This is a genomic window from Rhodanobacter geophilus, assembly GCF_040812275.1.
GTDB classification, from domain to species: Bacteria; Pseudomonadota; Gammaproteobacteria; order Xanthomonadales; family Rhodanobacteraceae; genus Rhodanobacter_A; species Rhodanobacter_A geophilus.
In genome coordinates this window covers 116,397-131,569 of the sequence record NZ_JBFOHL010000008.1, presented here as the reverse complement: position 1 = coordinate 131,569, position 15,173 = coordinate 116,397, and the positions used below count along the sequence as shown (strand labels likewise).

At 69.2% G+C, this 15,173-nt stretch carries 12 protein-coding genes; 4 read left to right on the top strand and 8 right to left on the bottom strand.

Annotated elements, in window-relative coordinates; genetic code table 11:
• The first annotated feature begins 52 nt into the window (after nt 1-52).
• From ABQJ56_RS10300 to ABQJ56_RS10285, 4 genes are all read left to right on the top strand, one after another.
• Nucleotides 53-1,201: an aldose epimerase family protein gene (locus tag ABQJ56_RS10300; protein ID WP_367844931.1), complete on the top strand. Its 1,149-nt coding sequence runs from the start codon at nt 53-55 to the stop codon at nt 1,199-1,201.
• Between the two features lie 102 nt (nt 1,202-1,303).
• The gene (locus ABQJ56_RS10295) at nt 1,304-2,461 is read left to right on the top strand and encodes a glycoside hydrolase 5 family protein (RefSeq protein ID WP_367844930.1); all 1,158 of its coding nucleotides are present in this window, start codon (nt 1,304-1,306) and stop codon (nt 2,459-2,461) included.
• 366 nt (nt 2,462-2,827) lie between these two features.
• Entirely contained in the window at nt 2,828-5,635 is a 2,808-nt protein-coding gene (locus tag ABQJ56_RS10290) for a TonB-dependent receptor (protein ID WP_367844929.1), read from the top strand.
• Nucleotides 5,636-5,843: 208 nt separating this feature from the next.
• Nucleotides 5,844-7,418 (top strand): sialidase family protein, encoded by a 1,575-nt coding sequence (locus ABQJ56_RS10285; RefSeq protein WP_367844928.1) that lies wholly within the window; start codon nt 5,844-5,846, stop codon nt 7,416-7,418.
• On the opposite strand, the gene ABQJ56_RS10280 is transcribed toward ABQJ56_RS10285, so the two are convergent.
• From ABQJ56_RS10280 to ABQJ56_RS10245, 8 genes are all read right to left on the bottom strand, one after another.
• Nucleotides 7,415-8,446 carry a glycoside hydrolase family 43 protein gene (locus ABQJ56_RS10280; protein WP_367844927.1) on the bottom strand — a complete coding sequence of 344 codons (1,032 nt, stop codon included), beginning with the start codon at nt 8,444-8,446 and terminating at the stop codon, nt 7,415-7,417. The two genes, ABQJ56_RS10285 and ABQJ56_RS10280, sit on opposite strands and share 4 nt — an antisense overlap.
• Nucleotides 8,447-8,513: 67 nt before the next feature.
• On the bottom strand, nt 8,514-9,905 hold the full coding sequence (locus tag ABQJ56_RS10275) for a sugar porter family MFS transporter (protein ID WP_367844926.1): 1,392 nt from the start codon (nt 9,903-9,905) through the stop codon (nt 8,514-8,516).
• Nucleotides 9,906-10,068: 163 nt separating this feature from the next.
• Complete coding sequence (locus ABQJ56_RS10270; protein WP_367844925.1) at nt 10,069-10,983, bottom strand: SMP-30/gluconolactonase/LRE family protein; 915 nt, start codon at nt 10,981-10,983, stop codon at nt 10,069-10,071.
• Nucleotides 10,980-11,747 (bottom strand): SDR family NAD(P)-dependent oxidoreductase, encoded by a 768-nt coding sequence (locus ABQJ56_RS10265; protein WP_367844924.1) that lies wholly within the window; start codon nt 11,745-11,747, stop codon nt 10,980-10,982. Before ABQJ56_RS10265 ends, ABQJ56_RS10270 begins: the two co-directional genes overlap by 4 nt.
• 5 nt (nt 11,748-11,752) lie before the next feature.
• On the bottom strand, nt 11,753-12,901 hold the full coding sequence (gene dgoD / locus ABQJ56_RS10260; RefSeq protein ID WP_367844923.1) for a galactonate dehydratase: 1,149 nt from the start codon (nt 12,899-12,901) through the stop codon (nt 11,753-11,755).
• Nucleotides 12,898-13,527, bottom strand: a complete 630-nt coding sequence (locus ABQJ56_RS10255; RefSeq protein WP_367844922.1) for a 2-dehydro-3-deoxy-6-phosphogalactonate aldolase — start codon at nt 13,525-13,527, stop codon at nt 12,898-12,900. The genes dgoD and ABQJ56_RS10255 overlap by 4 nt, the downstream gene beginning before the upstream one ends.
• A complete protein-coding gene (locus ABQJ56_RS10250; protein ID WP_367844921.1) occupies nt 13,521-14,453 on the bottom strand; it encodes a 2-dehydro-3-deoxygalactonokinase in 933 nt (310 codons plus the stop codon). Before ABQJ56_RS10250 ends, ABQJ56_RS10255 begins: the two co-directional genes overlap by 7 nt.
• Nucleotides 14,450-15,172 (bottom strand): FadR/GntR family transcriptional regulator, encoded by a 723-nt coding sequence (locus tag ABQJ56_RS10245; RefSeq protein WP_367844920.1) that lies wholly within the window; start codon nt 15,170-15,172, stop codon nt 14,450-14,452. Before ABQJ56_RS10245 ends, ABQJ56_RS10250 begins: the two co-directional genes overlap by 4 nt.
• Between the last annotated feature and the right edge of the window lies 1 nt (nt 15,173).

The window sequence follows — 15,173 nt, the reverse complement described above, 5'->3', positions numbered from 1 at the left end:
ATGTTGATGTTTGGGCCTGCCTGATGCCATTCCGCGAAGCGGGGACTGCACGATGAACAAGCACCTGATCGCCTGCGCCTTTTCCCTGCCGCTGCTGGCCGCGCCCTGGCTGTGCGCGGCGGCCGACGCCAGCCGCGCCACCTTCGGCACGATGCCCGACGGGCGCAAGGTGGAGGTGGTGACGCTGGACGACGGCCACGGCTTCACCGCCCGCGTGATCAGCCTCGGCGCCAGCCTGCAGTCGCTGATGCTGCCGGACCGCCACGGCAAGCTGGCGGACGTGGTGGTGGCCTATCCCGACCTGCACGACTACCTGGCCAAGCCGCAGTATTTCGGCGCCACCGTGGGGCGCTTCGCCAACCGCATCGCGAAGGGGCGCTTCACGCTGGACGGCAAGGCGTACCAGCTCACCCTCAACGACGGCCCGAACTCGCTGCACGGCGGCGCCAAGGGCTTCGACAAGGTGGTGTGGCAGGTGGTGAAGGTGGTGAAGTCGCCCGAGCCCAGCGTGACGCTGCGCTACGTCAGCCCCGACGGCGACCAGGGCTACCCCGGCACGCTCACCGCCACCGCCACCTACACGCTCAGGGCCGGCCACGAGCTGGACATCGACTACAGCGCCACCACCGACAAGCCCACCATCGTCAACCTCAGCAACCACACCTACTGGAACCTGGGCGGCGAAGGCTCTGGCAGCGTGTACGACGACGTGCTCACCATCCCCGGCGACAGCACCACGCCGGTGGACGACACGCTGATCCCCACCGGCGAGTTCCGCGCCGTGGCCGGCACCGACTACGACTTCCGCCAGGGCAAGCCGATCGGCCGCGACATCCGCGACGGCAGGGAGCAGCAACTGCTGCGCGGCCATGGCTACGACATGAACTGGGTGATCAGCCGCAGCAAGGCCGCCGCGCCGCGGCTGGTGGCGAAGGTGGCCGATCCGCACAGCGGCCGCCTGCTGACGCTGTACTCCGCGCAGCCGGGCCTGCAGTTCTACTCGGGCAACTTCCTCGACGGCACCAGCGTGGGCAAGTCGGGCCGCATCTACCGCCAGGGCGACGCCTTCGTGCTGGAGCCGCAGATGTTCCCGGACACGCCCAACCATCCGGCGTTCGGCTCGGCCCGGCTGGCGCCGGGGCAGATCTACCGCAACCACATCGTCTACCGCTTTTCGGTGGCTGGCGACGCGGTTCACTGAAGCGTCGCGCCGGCCCGGCCGGCGCGACGTGCATTCCGGCCCGTCGCATGACGGCGGGCGCTTCCGGCGGCATGGGCCGCCGGCCACCGCCATGGAGGTTCCATGAAACACGCATTGTCCTGTCTGCTGCTTGCAGTGGTGGCGGCCGTCGCCACGGTCCCGGCGCATGCCGCCGCGCCCGCGCGCTGGTCGAAGGCGCAGGCCCGGGCCTGGTACGCGAAACAGGCGTGGCCGGTGGGCAGCAACTACATTCCCTCGGATGCCATCAACGAGCTGGAGATGTGGCAGGCGGCCACGTTCGACCCGAAGCGGATCGACCAGGAACTGGGCTGGGCCGAGTCGCTGGGCATGACCACCATGCGCGTGTTCCTGCACGACCTGCTGTGGAAGCAGGATGCGGCGGGCTTCAAGCAGCGCATCAACACCTTCCTCGACATCGCGGCGAAGCACCACATCAAGCCGATCTTCGTGCTGTTCGACTCGTGCTGGGATCCGGAGCCGAAGCTCGGGCCGCAGCACCCGCCGATCCCGGGCGTGCACAACTCCGGCTGGGTGCAGTCGCCGGGCGTGGCGATGGACGACCGCAGCCAGTACCCGCGCTTCGAGCAGTACGTGAAGGACATCGTGGGCAGCTTCGCCAGGGACGACCGCATCCTCGCCTGGGACGTGTGGAACGAGCCGGACAATCCGGGCGGCGGCAACTACGACGCGCGCGAGCCGAAGGACAAGTTCCAGCGCGTGGCCGAGCTGCTGCCGCAGGTGTTCGCCTGGGCACGCAGCGCGCACCCGATCCAGCCGCTCACCAGCGGCCTGTGGCAGCACCCGGACTGGAGCCCGTCGGCCCATCTCGACGCCATCGAGCGCACCCAGGTCGAGCAGTCCGACATCATCAGCTTCCACAACTACGGCTGGCCGGAGGATTTCCTCAGGCGCGTGGACCAGCTCAAGCCCTACGGGCGACCGCTGATCTGCACCGAATACATGGCGCGCGGCGCCGGCTCCACCATCGATGGCGTGCTGCCGCTGGGCAAGAAGCTGGACGTGGGCATGGTCAACTGGGGCTTCGTGCTCGGCAAGACGCAGACCAACCTGCCGTGGGATTCCTGGCAGCGCCCCTACACGCTGCAGCCGCCCGCGATCTGGTTCCACGACCTGCTGCACGCAGACGGCACGCCGTACCGCGAGCGCGAGGCGCAGATCATCCGCGCGCTGAGCCATTCACCGAAGGGCGTGGTGCCTGCGGCGGCATCGGGCCTCTGACGCTCGCGCAAACGAATCGGCTTCGCCGGCTTCGACAGGCGAAGCCCGAGGAAAACGAAACGCCCGGCCAGCCGGGCGTTTTCGTTTCGAAGGGGCCGAAGGAAAGCGCCGCTCCATGACGATGCGCTGCAGCATGACAAGCCGGCGCAAGTGATGCATCGTTAGTCATATAGTACGACAAATCAATTATTGTCAGACTATTGAAGACATGCCGGGCGGCGCGCTCCGTGGAAGGCGGACCCCTTCGAAGGAGCGGCTCCATCGAGGCTGGCCAGCCATCGGGAACGATGGGCCGGGCCGGCGGGCATCGACATTCCACCCATCGCTGCTGCGAAGCACGATCCAACGAATCCTGGGGAGAAACACATGAAGCATCCGATCCTGGTCTCATGCACAGCGACGCTGCTGGCGAGCGCCATCGGTGCCGGCCTTTTCCCGGCGCATGCCGCCGATGCGACACCCGGCAATGCGACGGTTGCCGCACAGGACACGACGAGCCAGGCGGCCGCTGCCAAGAGCAAGGAAGGCGAGGACAGGAACAAGCAGCGCGAGGAAGCGCAGAAGAATGCCGTCAACCTGTCCACGATCACCGTGACCCCGTTGCGCAGCAGCCTGGAAAGCGCGCAGACGATCAAGCAGAACTCGCGCATGGTGGTCGACTCCATCGTCGCCGAGGACATCGGCAAGCTGCCCGACAACAGCGTGGCCGATGCCATGCAGCGCATCACCGGCGTGCAGGTCGCGCCCGACTTCCAGGGCGAGACGGCTTCCGTGGTCATCCGCGGCCTGCCCAACGTCGCCACCACGCTGAACGGGCGCGAGATCTTCAGCGGCGTCGGCCGCGCCTTCGCGTTCCAGAACCTGCCGGCCACGGCAGTCAAGGACGTCAAGGTCTACAAGACCAGCGAAGCGAGCCTGATCGATGGCGGCATCGCCGGCCTCGTCGACATGGACCTGTATCGTCCGTTCGACTTCGCCGGCAGCAAGGTGGCCGGCACGTTCACCAAGACGTACAGCCACTTCGGCGGTCACGTCGATCCCAACGGAAGTTTCCTGCTCAGCAACCGCTGGAACACGGACATCGGCGAGTTCGGCGCCCTGGCCAACGTCGGCTACAGCCGTCAGCACTATGACTACAACGCGGTGTGGGGAGATTTCCCGAAGGTGCTGACCGACGGCAGCGGCAACCCGATCCGCACGGGCAGCGGCAACCTGATCGAGGCACCCAATGGGTTCGGCGCCGACTACAACATCGGCGACCGCACGCGCGAGGAGTTCAACTACGCCTTGCAGTGGAAGCCCAACGATTCCACCGAGGTCTACCTGGAAGGCATCTACGACTGGGATTCCGACAAATACAACCAGCCGTATTACTTTTCGTTCCCGGTCGGTTCGGTCACGCCTTCGCAGTACACGGTCGGCAACAACTGCTACGCCAACCAGCTGACGGGCTCGCCGTACGAGGGACAGACCATCTGCGACGCCACCAGCGGCACGTGGACGGGCAACACCTACGCGGCCACCAGCACGCAGGCGCACACGGAATGGGGCCACGACATCCAGAACTCGCTGGGCGCGAAGTGGCATGGCGACCGCCTGAGCCTCTCCACCGACCTGTCGTTCAACTCGACGTCGTTTGAAGAGCAGACCTTCATCGTGGACACCTTCCTGAAGGCGCCGATCACCACCGTGTGGACCGGCACCGCGGGCAACCAGCAGAACTGGGGCCTGGGCGGCAATCCGCAGACCGATCCGGCCAATTACTACCTCAACGGCCTGTTCCAGGACTGGAACGACCAGCGGGCGCAGCAGTGGGCGTGGCGCGCGGACGGCAACTTCGACATCAACGGTGATTTCTTCCAGTATCTCGACTTCGGCGTGCGCTACGCCGACCACAAGGCCGAGTACCACGGCAGCTACGACATCTCCACGCCGCCGCCGGGTGGCACCGGTGCGATCTCCCTTGCCCCGAATCCGGCCAACCAGGTCATCGCGCGCTTCCCGAACGGCTATTTCTGCAGCGAGCCGACCACCTCCGCGCTCCCGGTCACGTGGCTCAGCGGCTGCTACAACTTCCTGACCAGCAATGCCGACGCGATCCGCGCGCTCTACGGCCTCCCTGCCGGGCCGGCGGCGGAGAATCCCGGGCGCTACTACCAGATCGACGAGAAGTCCACGGCGGGCTACGCCCAGGTGGGTTACGGCAACACGCTGTTCGGCCTGTCGTTCGACGGCTTGATGGGCATGCGCGTGGAACGCATGCAGCGCCACCTGAATGCGTTCTCCTATGACGCGTCGACCAACGTCTACACGCCACTGTCCGATTCCACCAGCGCGCCCGTCTACCTGCCGAACTTCAGCTTCAACCTGCATTTCAATGACCAGCTGCAGCTGCGCCTGGTGGCGGCCAAGACGCTCACCTACCCGGATTTCGGTTCGCTGAACCCGTCGATTTCGCTGAACCCGGGCACCATCAACCGCGCCGGCGCCGCCAGCAGCGGCAATCCCGACCTCAAGCCGATTCGCTCGAACAACTACGACGCATCGCTGGAGTGGTATTTCGGCCCGGCCAGCTACGTCAGCGGCGGCCTCTTCTACCGTGACATCAACGGGTACATCCAGAACTACACCACGGATGTCACCATCGGCGGCCAGCCGTACCAGCTGAATTCGCCGCAGAGCGCCGGCTCGGGTCATCTCGACGGCGCGGAATTCGCCTATCAGCAGTTCTTCGATTTCCTGCCCGGCATCCTCAGTGGCCTGGGCGCGCAGTTCAACTACACCTACATCGAGGGTTCGACGCGTTCGCCGCAGTACATCGGCGGACCGATGACGCAGTCGCCGCTGCAGAACGTCTCCAAGAACAACTACAACGCCGTGCTGATGTACGAGCGGTACAACTGGTCGGCACGACTGGCCTACAACTTCCGCAGCCGCTTCATCGACGGCTTCAACCAGCCAACAGTCGCCGGCGTCTACGACGAGGTCAAGCCGGCGAACCAGGTGGATTTCTCGCTGGGTTACGACATCAACAAGAACGTCACCATGGTGTTCAACGCCACCAACATCTTTGGCGCCAATCTCCACGAGTACTGGGGTGATGGCGATACGCGGCCACGCGACATCCGCTACCAGGATCGCACCGTCGGGTTGGGTGTGCGCATCAAGATGTGAGCGCCGACGGCGGTGGCGCTCCCTCCCCGCGCCACCGCCGCTTTTTCTTCATGGGCCGACGTGCCGAACGCGGCGGTCCCCGGGATCTGAACTCTCGTGTTGGCCAGGCGATGCGTCACGGGGCCGTCCGCCGCCCCGATGTTCCCGGGGCGCATCGCTCCGCCATGCCGCCCCGCCACAGCCCACCGGATCCGCCTGGAGCCCGCGCATGAAACCTTCCGTCGCCGCCATTGCCCTGGGTCTGTGCGTGCTGTCCGCCGCTCCATCGGCCGCCGTGCGGCCGGGTGATGCGTCCATCGGCAGCGTGCTGGCGAAAGGCGTGGGCTACCCGGTGCTGGTGCGGCTCGCCCACCAGGCCGACCCGTTGGCCGACGGCCGCGTGCTGCTGGCGTTCGAGCGCGACGGCATGGGCGGCATACCGCTGTACGTGCGCGAGCCCGGGCAGCGCGACTGGCGCTTCACGGAAAACGTCACCGACCAGGCGCATGGCGGCGATGCCACCTGGCAACTGCGCTGGCAACCGAATCTGTACGAACTGCCGCGCGCCAGCGGCCCGCTGCCGGCGGGTACCGTGCTGCTGGCCGCGAACGCCACCGGCAACGACGCGCAGGGCAGGGTGGTCACCGAGGACCTGCAGCTCTACGCCTCGGACGACGGCGGCCACAGCTGGCGCTACCTCAGCTCGATCATCAAGGGTGGCGGCAAGCCCGAGGACAAGGACAACCACGGCGTGTGGGAACCCAACCTGCGCGTGCTGGACGACGGCCGCCTGGTGGCCTGGTACTCCAGCGAGCAGCACAAGGCCGAGGGCTACAACCAGTTGCTGGCGCACAAGGTATCCAGCGACGGCGGCCGCACGTGGAGCGCCGAGCACGTCGACGTGGCGATCCCGGGTGGCGTGGAGCGCCCCGGCATGGCGGTGGTCGAGCGCCTGCCCGACGGCCGCTACGTGATGAGCTACGAGGACATCGACGGCCCGCAGAACGGCCACGTCTACCTGAAGTCCAGCCGCGACGGCCTGGACTGGGGCGACCCGGCCGACCGTGGCACGCCGGTGCAGACGCAGGCCGGCGCCTGGCCCGCCGCCTCGCCGATCGTGAAGTGGTTGCCGCTGGGCGGCCGCGACGGCGTGATCGCGGTGCTGGCCGAACGCGCCGGCGGCGGCGGCGATCCGGGCGGCCGTGCGATCTACTGGAACAACGACCTCGGCCGCGGTCCGTGGTGGGAGGCGCCGGCGCCGGTGCAGAAGCTCACCGGCAACATCCACGCCGGCTGGACCCAGGCGCTGCTGCTGCAAAAGGACGGCACGCTGCTGCACCTCACCTCGTCGTCCGTGCCCGGGGCGCCTGCCGACGCGCGCGCCAACGTCATCCTCGAGGCCAGCGCGCCGGCGCGCTTCGACCGCTACGAGGCGGAGGACGCCGCGCGCCACTGGGCGGTGCAGATCGACGACCCGACCACGTCCGACCGGCGCAAGGCGCGCGTCGCCGCGCCGCCGCTGGGCCGGCTCGACTTCGCCGTGCACTCCGCCGCGGACGGCCCGCGCGTGCTGCGCGTGCGCTGGCAGGACCTCGGCTTCGCGACCGGGCCGGTGCTGCACATCGACGGGCGGGCGATCGCGGCCGGCGACACCCGCGACGACCGCGACGGCTGGCGCATCACCACCTTCCGCGCGCCGCTGCGCGCGGGCGACCACACGATCGCCGTCGGCGGTTCGGCGCACGCGCTGGACATCGACTACCTGCAGATCGACGCCGCCGGCGCGCCTGCGTCCGGCGACTAGCGCGGACGTCGCGGGGCCTGCGCCTCGTCCTGTCCCGACGGCGCGGCCAATGGCACGCCCGCCTTCACCGGCACGCCGAAGTCGGGCGTGCCGTCCGCGCGCCAGTGCACCTGCTGCATGCGCGGCGAGCGGCGCGGTCCGCACTTCCAGCCCGGGCCGCCGTTGGCGTGGTAGATGATCCAGGTCTGGCTGCCGTCGGGCGACTTGAAGAAGCCGTTGTGGCCCGGCGCGTAGACGCCGTTGGCCGGCGACTGGGCGAACGCCGGCTGCGCCGACTTGTGCCACGACGCGGGATCGAGCGGATCGGCGTCCGGCGCCGCTTCGAGCAGGCCCAGCGCATAGTGGTCGGACCAGCACGCGCTGGCGGAATAGCTGAGGAACAGCTTGCCGGTGGGGCCTTCGAGGAACTCCGGCCCTTCCAGGATCTTGCGCCCGCCCTGCATCTCCCACGCCCGGGTGGGATGGGCGATATCCACCTGCGGCCGGCCCAGCGTCCACGGGTTCGACATCGGCGCGATGACCAGGTCGCTGTGGTCGCCGACGTAGGCCGAGTAGACGAAGTACAGCCTGCCGCGCGAGCGGAACACGGTGCCGTCGATGCCGGTGCGGTCGGTCTCCAGCCTGCCGCGCGGCACCCATTGCCCCTGCGTGGGGTCGGGCGAGGCGTTCTCCAGCACGTAGAGGTGGCGGTGGGTGTCGTCGTCGTGCGCCTTGTCGGCGGCGGTGTAGTACAGGTACCACCTGCCGTCGAGGAAGTGCAGCTCCGGTGCCCACACCGCGGCCGAGCCCGGCCCGCTGGCCGGTACGCGCCAGACCACGGTGACCGGCGCCTCGGCGAGGCGGCCCAGGTCGCGCGTCTTCCACAGCGCGATGCGGTCGCCCAGCGTGTTCGTGTAGTAGTAGAAGCCGTCGCGCTGCGCCACCCACGGGTCCGGCCCCGAGGGCAGCAGCGGGTTGCGGAAGGTTTCGCCGGCGGCGGCAAGGTTCGCCGCCGTGGCGAGCAGCGCGAGCAGCGGGGCCGCCAGCACGACCCGTCGCCGCCGATGCGGGCGACGGGCCTGGCCGTTCGCGCGGACCGGCGCCGGGCGCACGACCTTACTGGCCGATCCGCCGCAGCGGCTGGCCGGCCATCAGCTTGCGCTCGATCTGCTCCAGCGTGACGCCCTTGGTCTCCGGCACCAGCCAGATCGTCAACGCGATGAACACCACGTTGAAGGCGCCGTACAACCAGAACGTCTCGGCCTGGCCGATGCCGTTGAGCAGCGGCAGGAACGAGATGCCGACCAGCCAGTTGGCCGCCCAGTTGGTGAAGGTGGAACAGCCGATGCCGAAGTCGCGGCCCTTGAGCGGCTGGATCTCCGAGCACAGCGTCCAGATCAGCGGGCCGGCCGACATCGCGAAGCCCACGATGAACACCAGCAGCATGCCCACGGTGAAGATCTGCTGGCCGTGCGTGTGGATGCCCAGGTGCATCATGCTGCCGACCACGCCGAGGCCGATCGCCATCACCACGAAGCCGATGTAGAGGATCGGCTTGCGGCCCAGCCTGTCCACCAGGCCGATCGCGATGAAGGTGGCCAGCACGTTGACGAGGTCGACGATGACGGTGAACCACATCTGCGATTCGGTGGCGTAGCCCATGCCCTGGAAGATGCGCGGCGCGTAGTACATCACCACGTTCATGCCGGTGAGCTGCTGCATCACCTGCAGCAGCACGCCAAGCCCCACCGAGCGGCGGAAGTTGGAGTTCTGCAGGAACATCTGCAGGCCGTTTTGCGGCGTCTTCAACTGCTCCCTGATTTCGCCGACTTCCCTGGCGATGGCGTCGCGGTCGCCAAGCAGCCTCTGCAGCACCTGCTCGGCCTCGGGCCCGCGGTTCTTCATCAGCAGCCAGCGCGGGCTTTCCGGCAGGAAGGCCACGCCGAGCAGGAACAGCGCGCCGGGGATGGCGATGATGCCCAGCATCCAGCGCCAGCTTTGCGTGTAGCTGAGGGCGGCATCGGACAGGGCCGCGACGAGGATGCCGATGGTGATCATCAACTGGTAGATCGAGATCATCGCGCCGCGGATGGACTCCGGCGCAACCTCGGCGAGATACAGCGGCGCGGTGAAACTGGCGAGGCCGATGGCGATGCCCAGCACGAGGCGGCCCACGATCAGCACTTCGGGCGTCGGTGCCATGCCGCACAGCACGGAACCGCCGACGAACAGCGCGGCGCCGAGGATCATCGTGCGCTTGCGGCCCAGGTGGCTGGACAGCCAGCCGGCCACCAGCGCGCCGAAGGCCGCGCCGAGCATCATCATGCTGACGATCCAGCCGAGGGTGTCGTCGCCGATGCCGAAATCCTTCTGGATGAACTGCTGGGCGTTGGCGATCACGCCGATGTCCAGGCCGAACATCAGGCCGGCCAGCGCGGCGAGGATGCAGACGAAGATGGCGGTGGCCTTGCTGTGCCTGGCGGCGGGTGCTGCGCTGGTGATGCTCATCAATCTCTCCCCGAGGAATGGTGTGCGTGCGGCCCTGGTTGTTGCCGTCATTGCCGCGAAAGCAGGGATCCAGTGCCTTTGCGTTTCATACCGGCAAGTACTGGATCCCCGCTTTCGCCGGGATGACGAGCGAGGCTGAGGCCTTCCCGGACATTGGCCGCAATCACGGAGTGTCACCCACTGGCGGCCTGCCTGCAAAGCGTGGCTCGGGCAGGCCGTGCATGCCGACCCGTGCGGCGAACAGCGCGCCGGCCAGCGGTTCGCCCGCCAGCGTGTCGGCATCCAGGCCATCGCGGGCGCTGGTGACGTAGAGCGTGTCCAGCGCCGCGCCGCCAAAAGCGGGGCGGGTGGGCTGGCTGGCGGGCACCGGCACGATGCGGTCGATGCCGCCGTCCGCACGGTAGCGCACCACGCGGCCCAGGCCCCACTGCGCGTTCCACAGGCCGCCCTCGGCATCGACGCAGGAGCCGTCCGGCTCGCCGGCGGTGTCGCGCAGGTCGGCAAAACCACGCAGGCCGGATACCGTGTCGCCGTAGGCGCAGCAGCGGATCGTGCGGGTCAGCGAATCGCAGTAGTACAGCGTGCCGCCGTCGGGGCTGAAGGCGAGGCTGTTGCTGATCGCCACGCCTTCCAGCGACAGCTTTTCCAGCGTGAGGTCGGCATTCAGGCGCCAGAAGCCGCCGATGGGCTGTTTCGGGCCGCCGTCCGCGGGCTCGTGCAGGGTGCCGAACACGAAGCGGCCGCGGCGGTCGCAGGCGCCGTCGTTGCAGCGCGTGGGCAGCCCGGGCTCCACCTCGCACAAGGTGTGCAGCACGCCGTCGGCGAGGCGGAAGAACGCCAGCCGCGAGGCCAGCGCCAGCAACAGCCAGCCGTCCGCCTCGCACAGGGCGAACGAGGCGAGGCGTTCGGGCAGGGTCCATTGCCGCGTCTCGCCGCTGGACGGCGCATGGCGCCAGAGTGTCGAGGCGTGGATATCGGTCCAGTACAGCGCCTGCGCGCGCTCGCACCAGACGATGCCTTCGCCCAGCGTGTTGGCCGCCGCCAGCGCGGCCTGCATCGGGGCGGAGGCGGCGCTCACACCCAGCCGCCGTCGACGATGAAGGACTGGCCGGTGCACATGCGGCTGTCGTCGGCGGCGAGGAACAGCGCCATGCGCGCGAGATCCTCGGCCATCAGCAAATCGGGCAGGCACTGCATGCGCGCGATCTCTTCCTCGCCCGCCGCGTCCAGCCACAGCCGGCGCTGCTTGTCGGTGATCGTCCAGCCCGGCACCAGCGCGTTGATGCGGATGCGTTCGTGGCCCAGCTCGCGCGCCAGCCCGTTTACCAGGCCGTGCACCGCGGCCTTGGCCATCGCGTACAGCGGGTAGGCGCCGTTCTTCTTCATCCAGCCGATCGAACCCAGGCAGATCACCGAGCCGCCGCCCAGCGCGCGCATGTCCGGCAGCACCGCCTGGGTGGCGAAATACTGGTGGCGCAGGTTCACCGCCATGCTGCGGTCGAAGGCCTCCGCCGTGGTGCTGCCGATGGCGTGGCGCACGTCGTTGGCGGCGTTGTTGACCAGCGCCGCGATCGGGCCGATGCGCTCGCGCGCGGCGTCGATGGCGCCGTGCAGCGCGTCGAGGTCGGTGACGTCGCAGCGCTGGAACACGGGCACATGCGCCGCGTCCTGCAGCGTGGCCAGCAGCGCCTGCGCGCCCGCTTCGTCGATGTCGAGGAAGGCCACCTTCGCGCCTTGCCGCGCGAAGTGTTCGACGAAGGCGGCGCCGATGCCGGTGGCGCCGCCACTGACCAGCACGCTGCGGTCGCGCAGGCTGGGGTAATTCGCGTAGGTGGAAGTCATCGCGCTCACCACTCCGCCACGCTGCCGTCGGCGTGGCGCCAGACCGGGTTGTGCCACTGGTGGCCGACCTTGGCGCGCTCGGCCACGTAGGCCTCGTTCACCTCGATGCCCAGGCCCGGCCCCTTCGGCATGCTGACGAAGCCGTCGGCGTAGGCGAACACGCTGCGGTCGGTGACGTAGTCGAGCAGGTCGTTGCTGGCGTTGTAGTGGATGCCCAGGCTCTGCTCCTGGATGAAGGCGTTGTGGCACACCGCGTCCAGCTGCAGGTTCGCGGCCAGCGCGATCGGCCCCAGCGGGCAATGCAGCGCCAGCGCCACGTCGTAGGCCTCGGCCATCGCGGCGATCTTGCGCGTCTCGGTGATGCCGCCGGCGTGCGAGGGGTCGGGCTGGATGATGTCCACGCCGCCGGTCTGCAGCACCCGCTTGAAGTCGTAGCGCGAGTACAGCCGCTCGCCCAGCGCGATCGGCGCGGGCGAGATCGCGGCCAGCTCGGGAATGCACTCCAGGTATTCGGACAACACCGGTTCCTCGATGAACATCAGCCTGAACGGCGCCAGTTCGCGCATCAGCACCTTGGCCATCGGCTTGTGCACGCGGCCGTGGAAGTCCACGCCGATGCCGATGTCGTTGCCCACCGCATCACGGATCGCCTGCACGTTCTCCAGCACGCGCTCGACCTTGGCGTGCGTGTCGACGTACTGCATTTCCTCGGTGGCGTTCATCTTCACCGCGGTGAAGCCGCGCGCCACGGCTTCCTGCGCGGCCCTGGCCGTATCGGCGGGACGGTCGCCGCCGATCCACGAGTACACGCGGATGCGCTCGCGCACCGGCCCGCCCAGCAACTCGTGCACCGGCTTGCCGAGGTCCTTGCCCTTGATGTCCCACAGCGCCTGGTCGATGCCGGCGATCGCGCTCATCAGCACCGGGCCGCCGCGGTAGAAGCCGCCGCGGTAGAGCACGCTCCAGTGGTCCTCGATGTGGCGCGGGTCCTTGCCGACCAGGTAGTCGGCCAGCTCCTCCACGGCGGCGGCCACCGTGTGCGCGCGGCCTTCCACCACCGGCTCGCCCCAGCCGCTGACGCCGGCGTCGGTGTCGATGCGCAGGAACAGCCAGCGCGGCGGCACCTGGTAGACGGTGAGCTTGGTGATCTTCATGCGTGTGTTTCCAGATTGTGCCAAGCCTGCGCGAAGGCGCGGGCGCGTTGCGTGGTGTCGTCGGGGGTGCGGCCCGGGGCGAACAGCGCCGAGCCGATGCCGAAGCCGGCGGCGCCCGCGGCGACCCAGGGCGCCATGTTGCCGGGTGCGATGCCGCCCACCGGCAGCACCGGCACCTCGCGCGGCAGCACCGCGCGCCAGGCCTTGAGCACGGCCGGCGTGGATTGCTCGGCGGGGAACAGCTTCAGTCCGTCGGCCCCGGCGGCGAGCGCGGCGAAGGCCTCGGTGGGCGTGGCCACGCCGGGCACGCAGAGCAGGCCGGCGGCCTTGGCGGCGCGGATCACCGCGGTGTCGGCATGCGGCATCACGATCAGCCGGCCGCCGGCATCCGCCACGGCCTCGACCTGCGCCGGCGTCATCACCGTGCCCGCGCCAACCAGCACATCCTTGCCCAGCGCCGCGGCGAGCAGGGCGATGCTGTCGAACGGCTGCGGCGAGTTCAGCGGCACTTCCAGCACGCGGAAGCCGGCCGCGACGATGGCGCGGCCGGTGGCCACCGCCTCGCCGGGCACGAGGCCGCGCAGTATCGCCACCAGCGGCAAGGGTTGGAGCCACGGCGTCAGCATGCGCGGGATTCCCTGGTATGGATGGAGACGAGACCCGCCTGCGTTGCCAGTCGCCACAGGCCATGCGCGGCGGCGTCTTCGATCGGGGCGGGCAGTTCGATGTCGAACAGCGCGGCGGCGCGGCGATAGCGTTCGCACAGTGCGGCCTCGCCGATCAATTGCAGCCGCGTGTCGCGGCGGGCGAGGCCGTCGGCCAGCGCGGCGCGGAATTCCTCGCCGATCAGCAGGCCGGAGAGATAGTCGGGCGCGGACGCGGGCGCCAGCGCGCCGTCCAGCATCAGCGCGCGGGTGGAGAACAGACGGCTGAACGCGCCGGCGCCGCCGCTGTCGCGCGCGGCGGCCACGCCACGCGCGAAGGCCGCCGCGTCGTCCGCGGCCTCGGCGCCGGTGGCGCCGAGGATGGAATGCTGCCGCAGCACCGCGAACAGCTCGCCGGTCATCAGGGTGCGGAAGCCGCGCACCGCGCCATCGCGCACCACGGCCCACTTGCTGTGCGTGCCGGGCAGGATGAAGGTCGAGGCCGCGGCCAGCTCCGGGCGCCGCGCCAGCGCGCCGAACAGCTGGGTTTCCTCGCCGCGCATCACGTCGGGGCCATGCGGGTCGCGCAGGCCGGGCACCAGATGGACGTCCATGCCATCGGCGGCGCGCACGGAACCGAGCGCCTTGCCGAGCTGAGCCGCGTCCGCTGGCAGGTCGAGGTAAGCCATCTCGCGCCAGCCGTTGCGGCTGCCCACCATGCCGCAGGCCAGCCGCGGCAGCGCGGGCCAGCCGGCGGCGATGCCGGCCAGCGCGGCGTCGCAGCCGCCTTCCGGCAGGTGGCGGATGCCCCAGGGGCGTGCACGTGTTTCCGCGAGCCTGCCCGTGTCGTCGAAGCGGAAGGCGCGCAGGCTGCTGGTGCCCCAGTCGAGTGCGATCAACCCGCTCATGCCTTGGCAGCCACCCGGCGCTTGGCATGGCGGCGGATGTTGCTGCGCGAGTCGGCCACCGTCTTCTGCATCGCCTCGCGCGCCACTTCCGGCTGGCGGCGGCGGATCGCGTCCAGCACCTTCTTGTGGTGCGGCAGCGAGTACTTGAAGTCGCTGGCCTTGCGCGCGGACAGCTCGAGGTAGCTGCCCAGCGCCGTCTCGACCACCGAGAACAGCGAAATCATCAGCTCGTTGTGCGTGGCGTGCAGCACGGCCTCGTGGAAGGCCAGGTCCGCCACGGACCATTCCTCGCGGTCGTTCGCCGCGGCCATCGCCGCGTAGGCGGCCTCGATGCGGGCGAGCTGCTCCGGGTCGCGCCGGCGGGCGGCGGCGGCGGCGGCGGCGGGCTCGATGATCTCGCGCATCTCCGCCAGCTTTTCGACGAAATCGTCGGTGGGCATGGAAGCGCAGCGCCAGGCCAGCACGTCGGCGTCGAGCTGGTTCCAGTGGATGGTGTCGCGCACGCGGGTGCCGGTCTTCTGGCGCGATTCGATCAGGCCCTTGGCCGACAGCACCTTCATCGCCTCGCGCAGCGCGGTGCGGCTCACCTTCATGTGTTCGGCCAGCAGTTCCTCGCGCGGCAGGTTCTCGCCGGGGGCGATCTCGCCGCCGACGATCAGCCGGCCCAGTTCCTGGACCACCTGGCCGTGCAGGTTGCGCACGATGACGGGTTTCACCATG

What these genes read in the sequence shown, in the direction of transcription:
- ABQJ56_RS10275 (WP_367844926.1), bottom strand. Translation starts at nt 9,905, where the DNA reads ATGAGCATCACCAGCGCAGCACCCGCCGCCAGGCACAGCAAGGCCACC.
- ABQJ56_RS10250 (WP_367844921.1), bottom strand. Translation starts at nt 14,453, where the DNA reads ATGAGCGGGTTGATCGCACTCGACTGGGGCACCAGCAGCCTGCGCGCC.
- ABQJ56_RS10255 (WP_367844922.1), bottom strand. Translation starts at nt 13,527, where the DNA reads ATGCTGACGCCGTGGCTCCAACCCTTGCCGCTGGTGGCGATACTGCGC.
- ABQJ56_RS10300 (WP_367844931.1), top strand. Translation starts at nt 53, where the DNA reads ATGAACAAGCACCTGATCGCCTGCGCCTTTTCCCTGCCGCTGCTGGCC.
- dgoD (WP_367844923.1), bottom strand. Translation starts at nt 12,901, where the DNA reads ATGAAGATCACCAAGCTCACCGTCTACCAGGTGCCGCCGCGCTGGCTG.
- ABQJ56_RS10290 (WP_367844929.1), top strand. Translation starts at nt 2,828, where the DNA reads ATGAAGCATCCGATCCTGGTCTCATGCACAGCGACGCTGCTGGCGAGC.
- ABQJ56_RS10285 (WP_367844928.1), top strand. Translation starts at nt 5,844, where the DNA reads ATGAAACCTTCCGTCGCCGCCATTGCCCTGGGTCTGTGCGTGCTGTCC.
- ABQJ56_RS10245 (WP_367844920.1), bottom strand. Translation starts at nt 15,172, where the DNA reads ATGGTGAAACCCGTCATCGTGCGCAACCTGCACGGCCAGGTGGTCCAG.
- ABQJ56_RS10265 (WP_367844924.1), bottom strand. Translation starts at nt 11,747, where the DNA reads ATGACTTCCACCTACGCGAATTACCCCAGCCTGCGCGACCGCAGCGTG.
- ABQJ56_RS10295 (WP_367844930.1), top strand. Translation starts at nt 1,304, where the DNA reads ATGAAACACGCATTGTCCTGTCTGCTGCTTGCAGTGGTGGCGGCCGTC.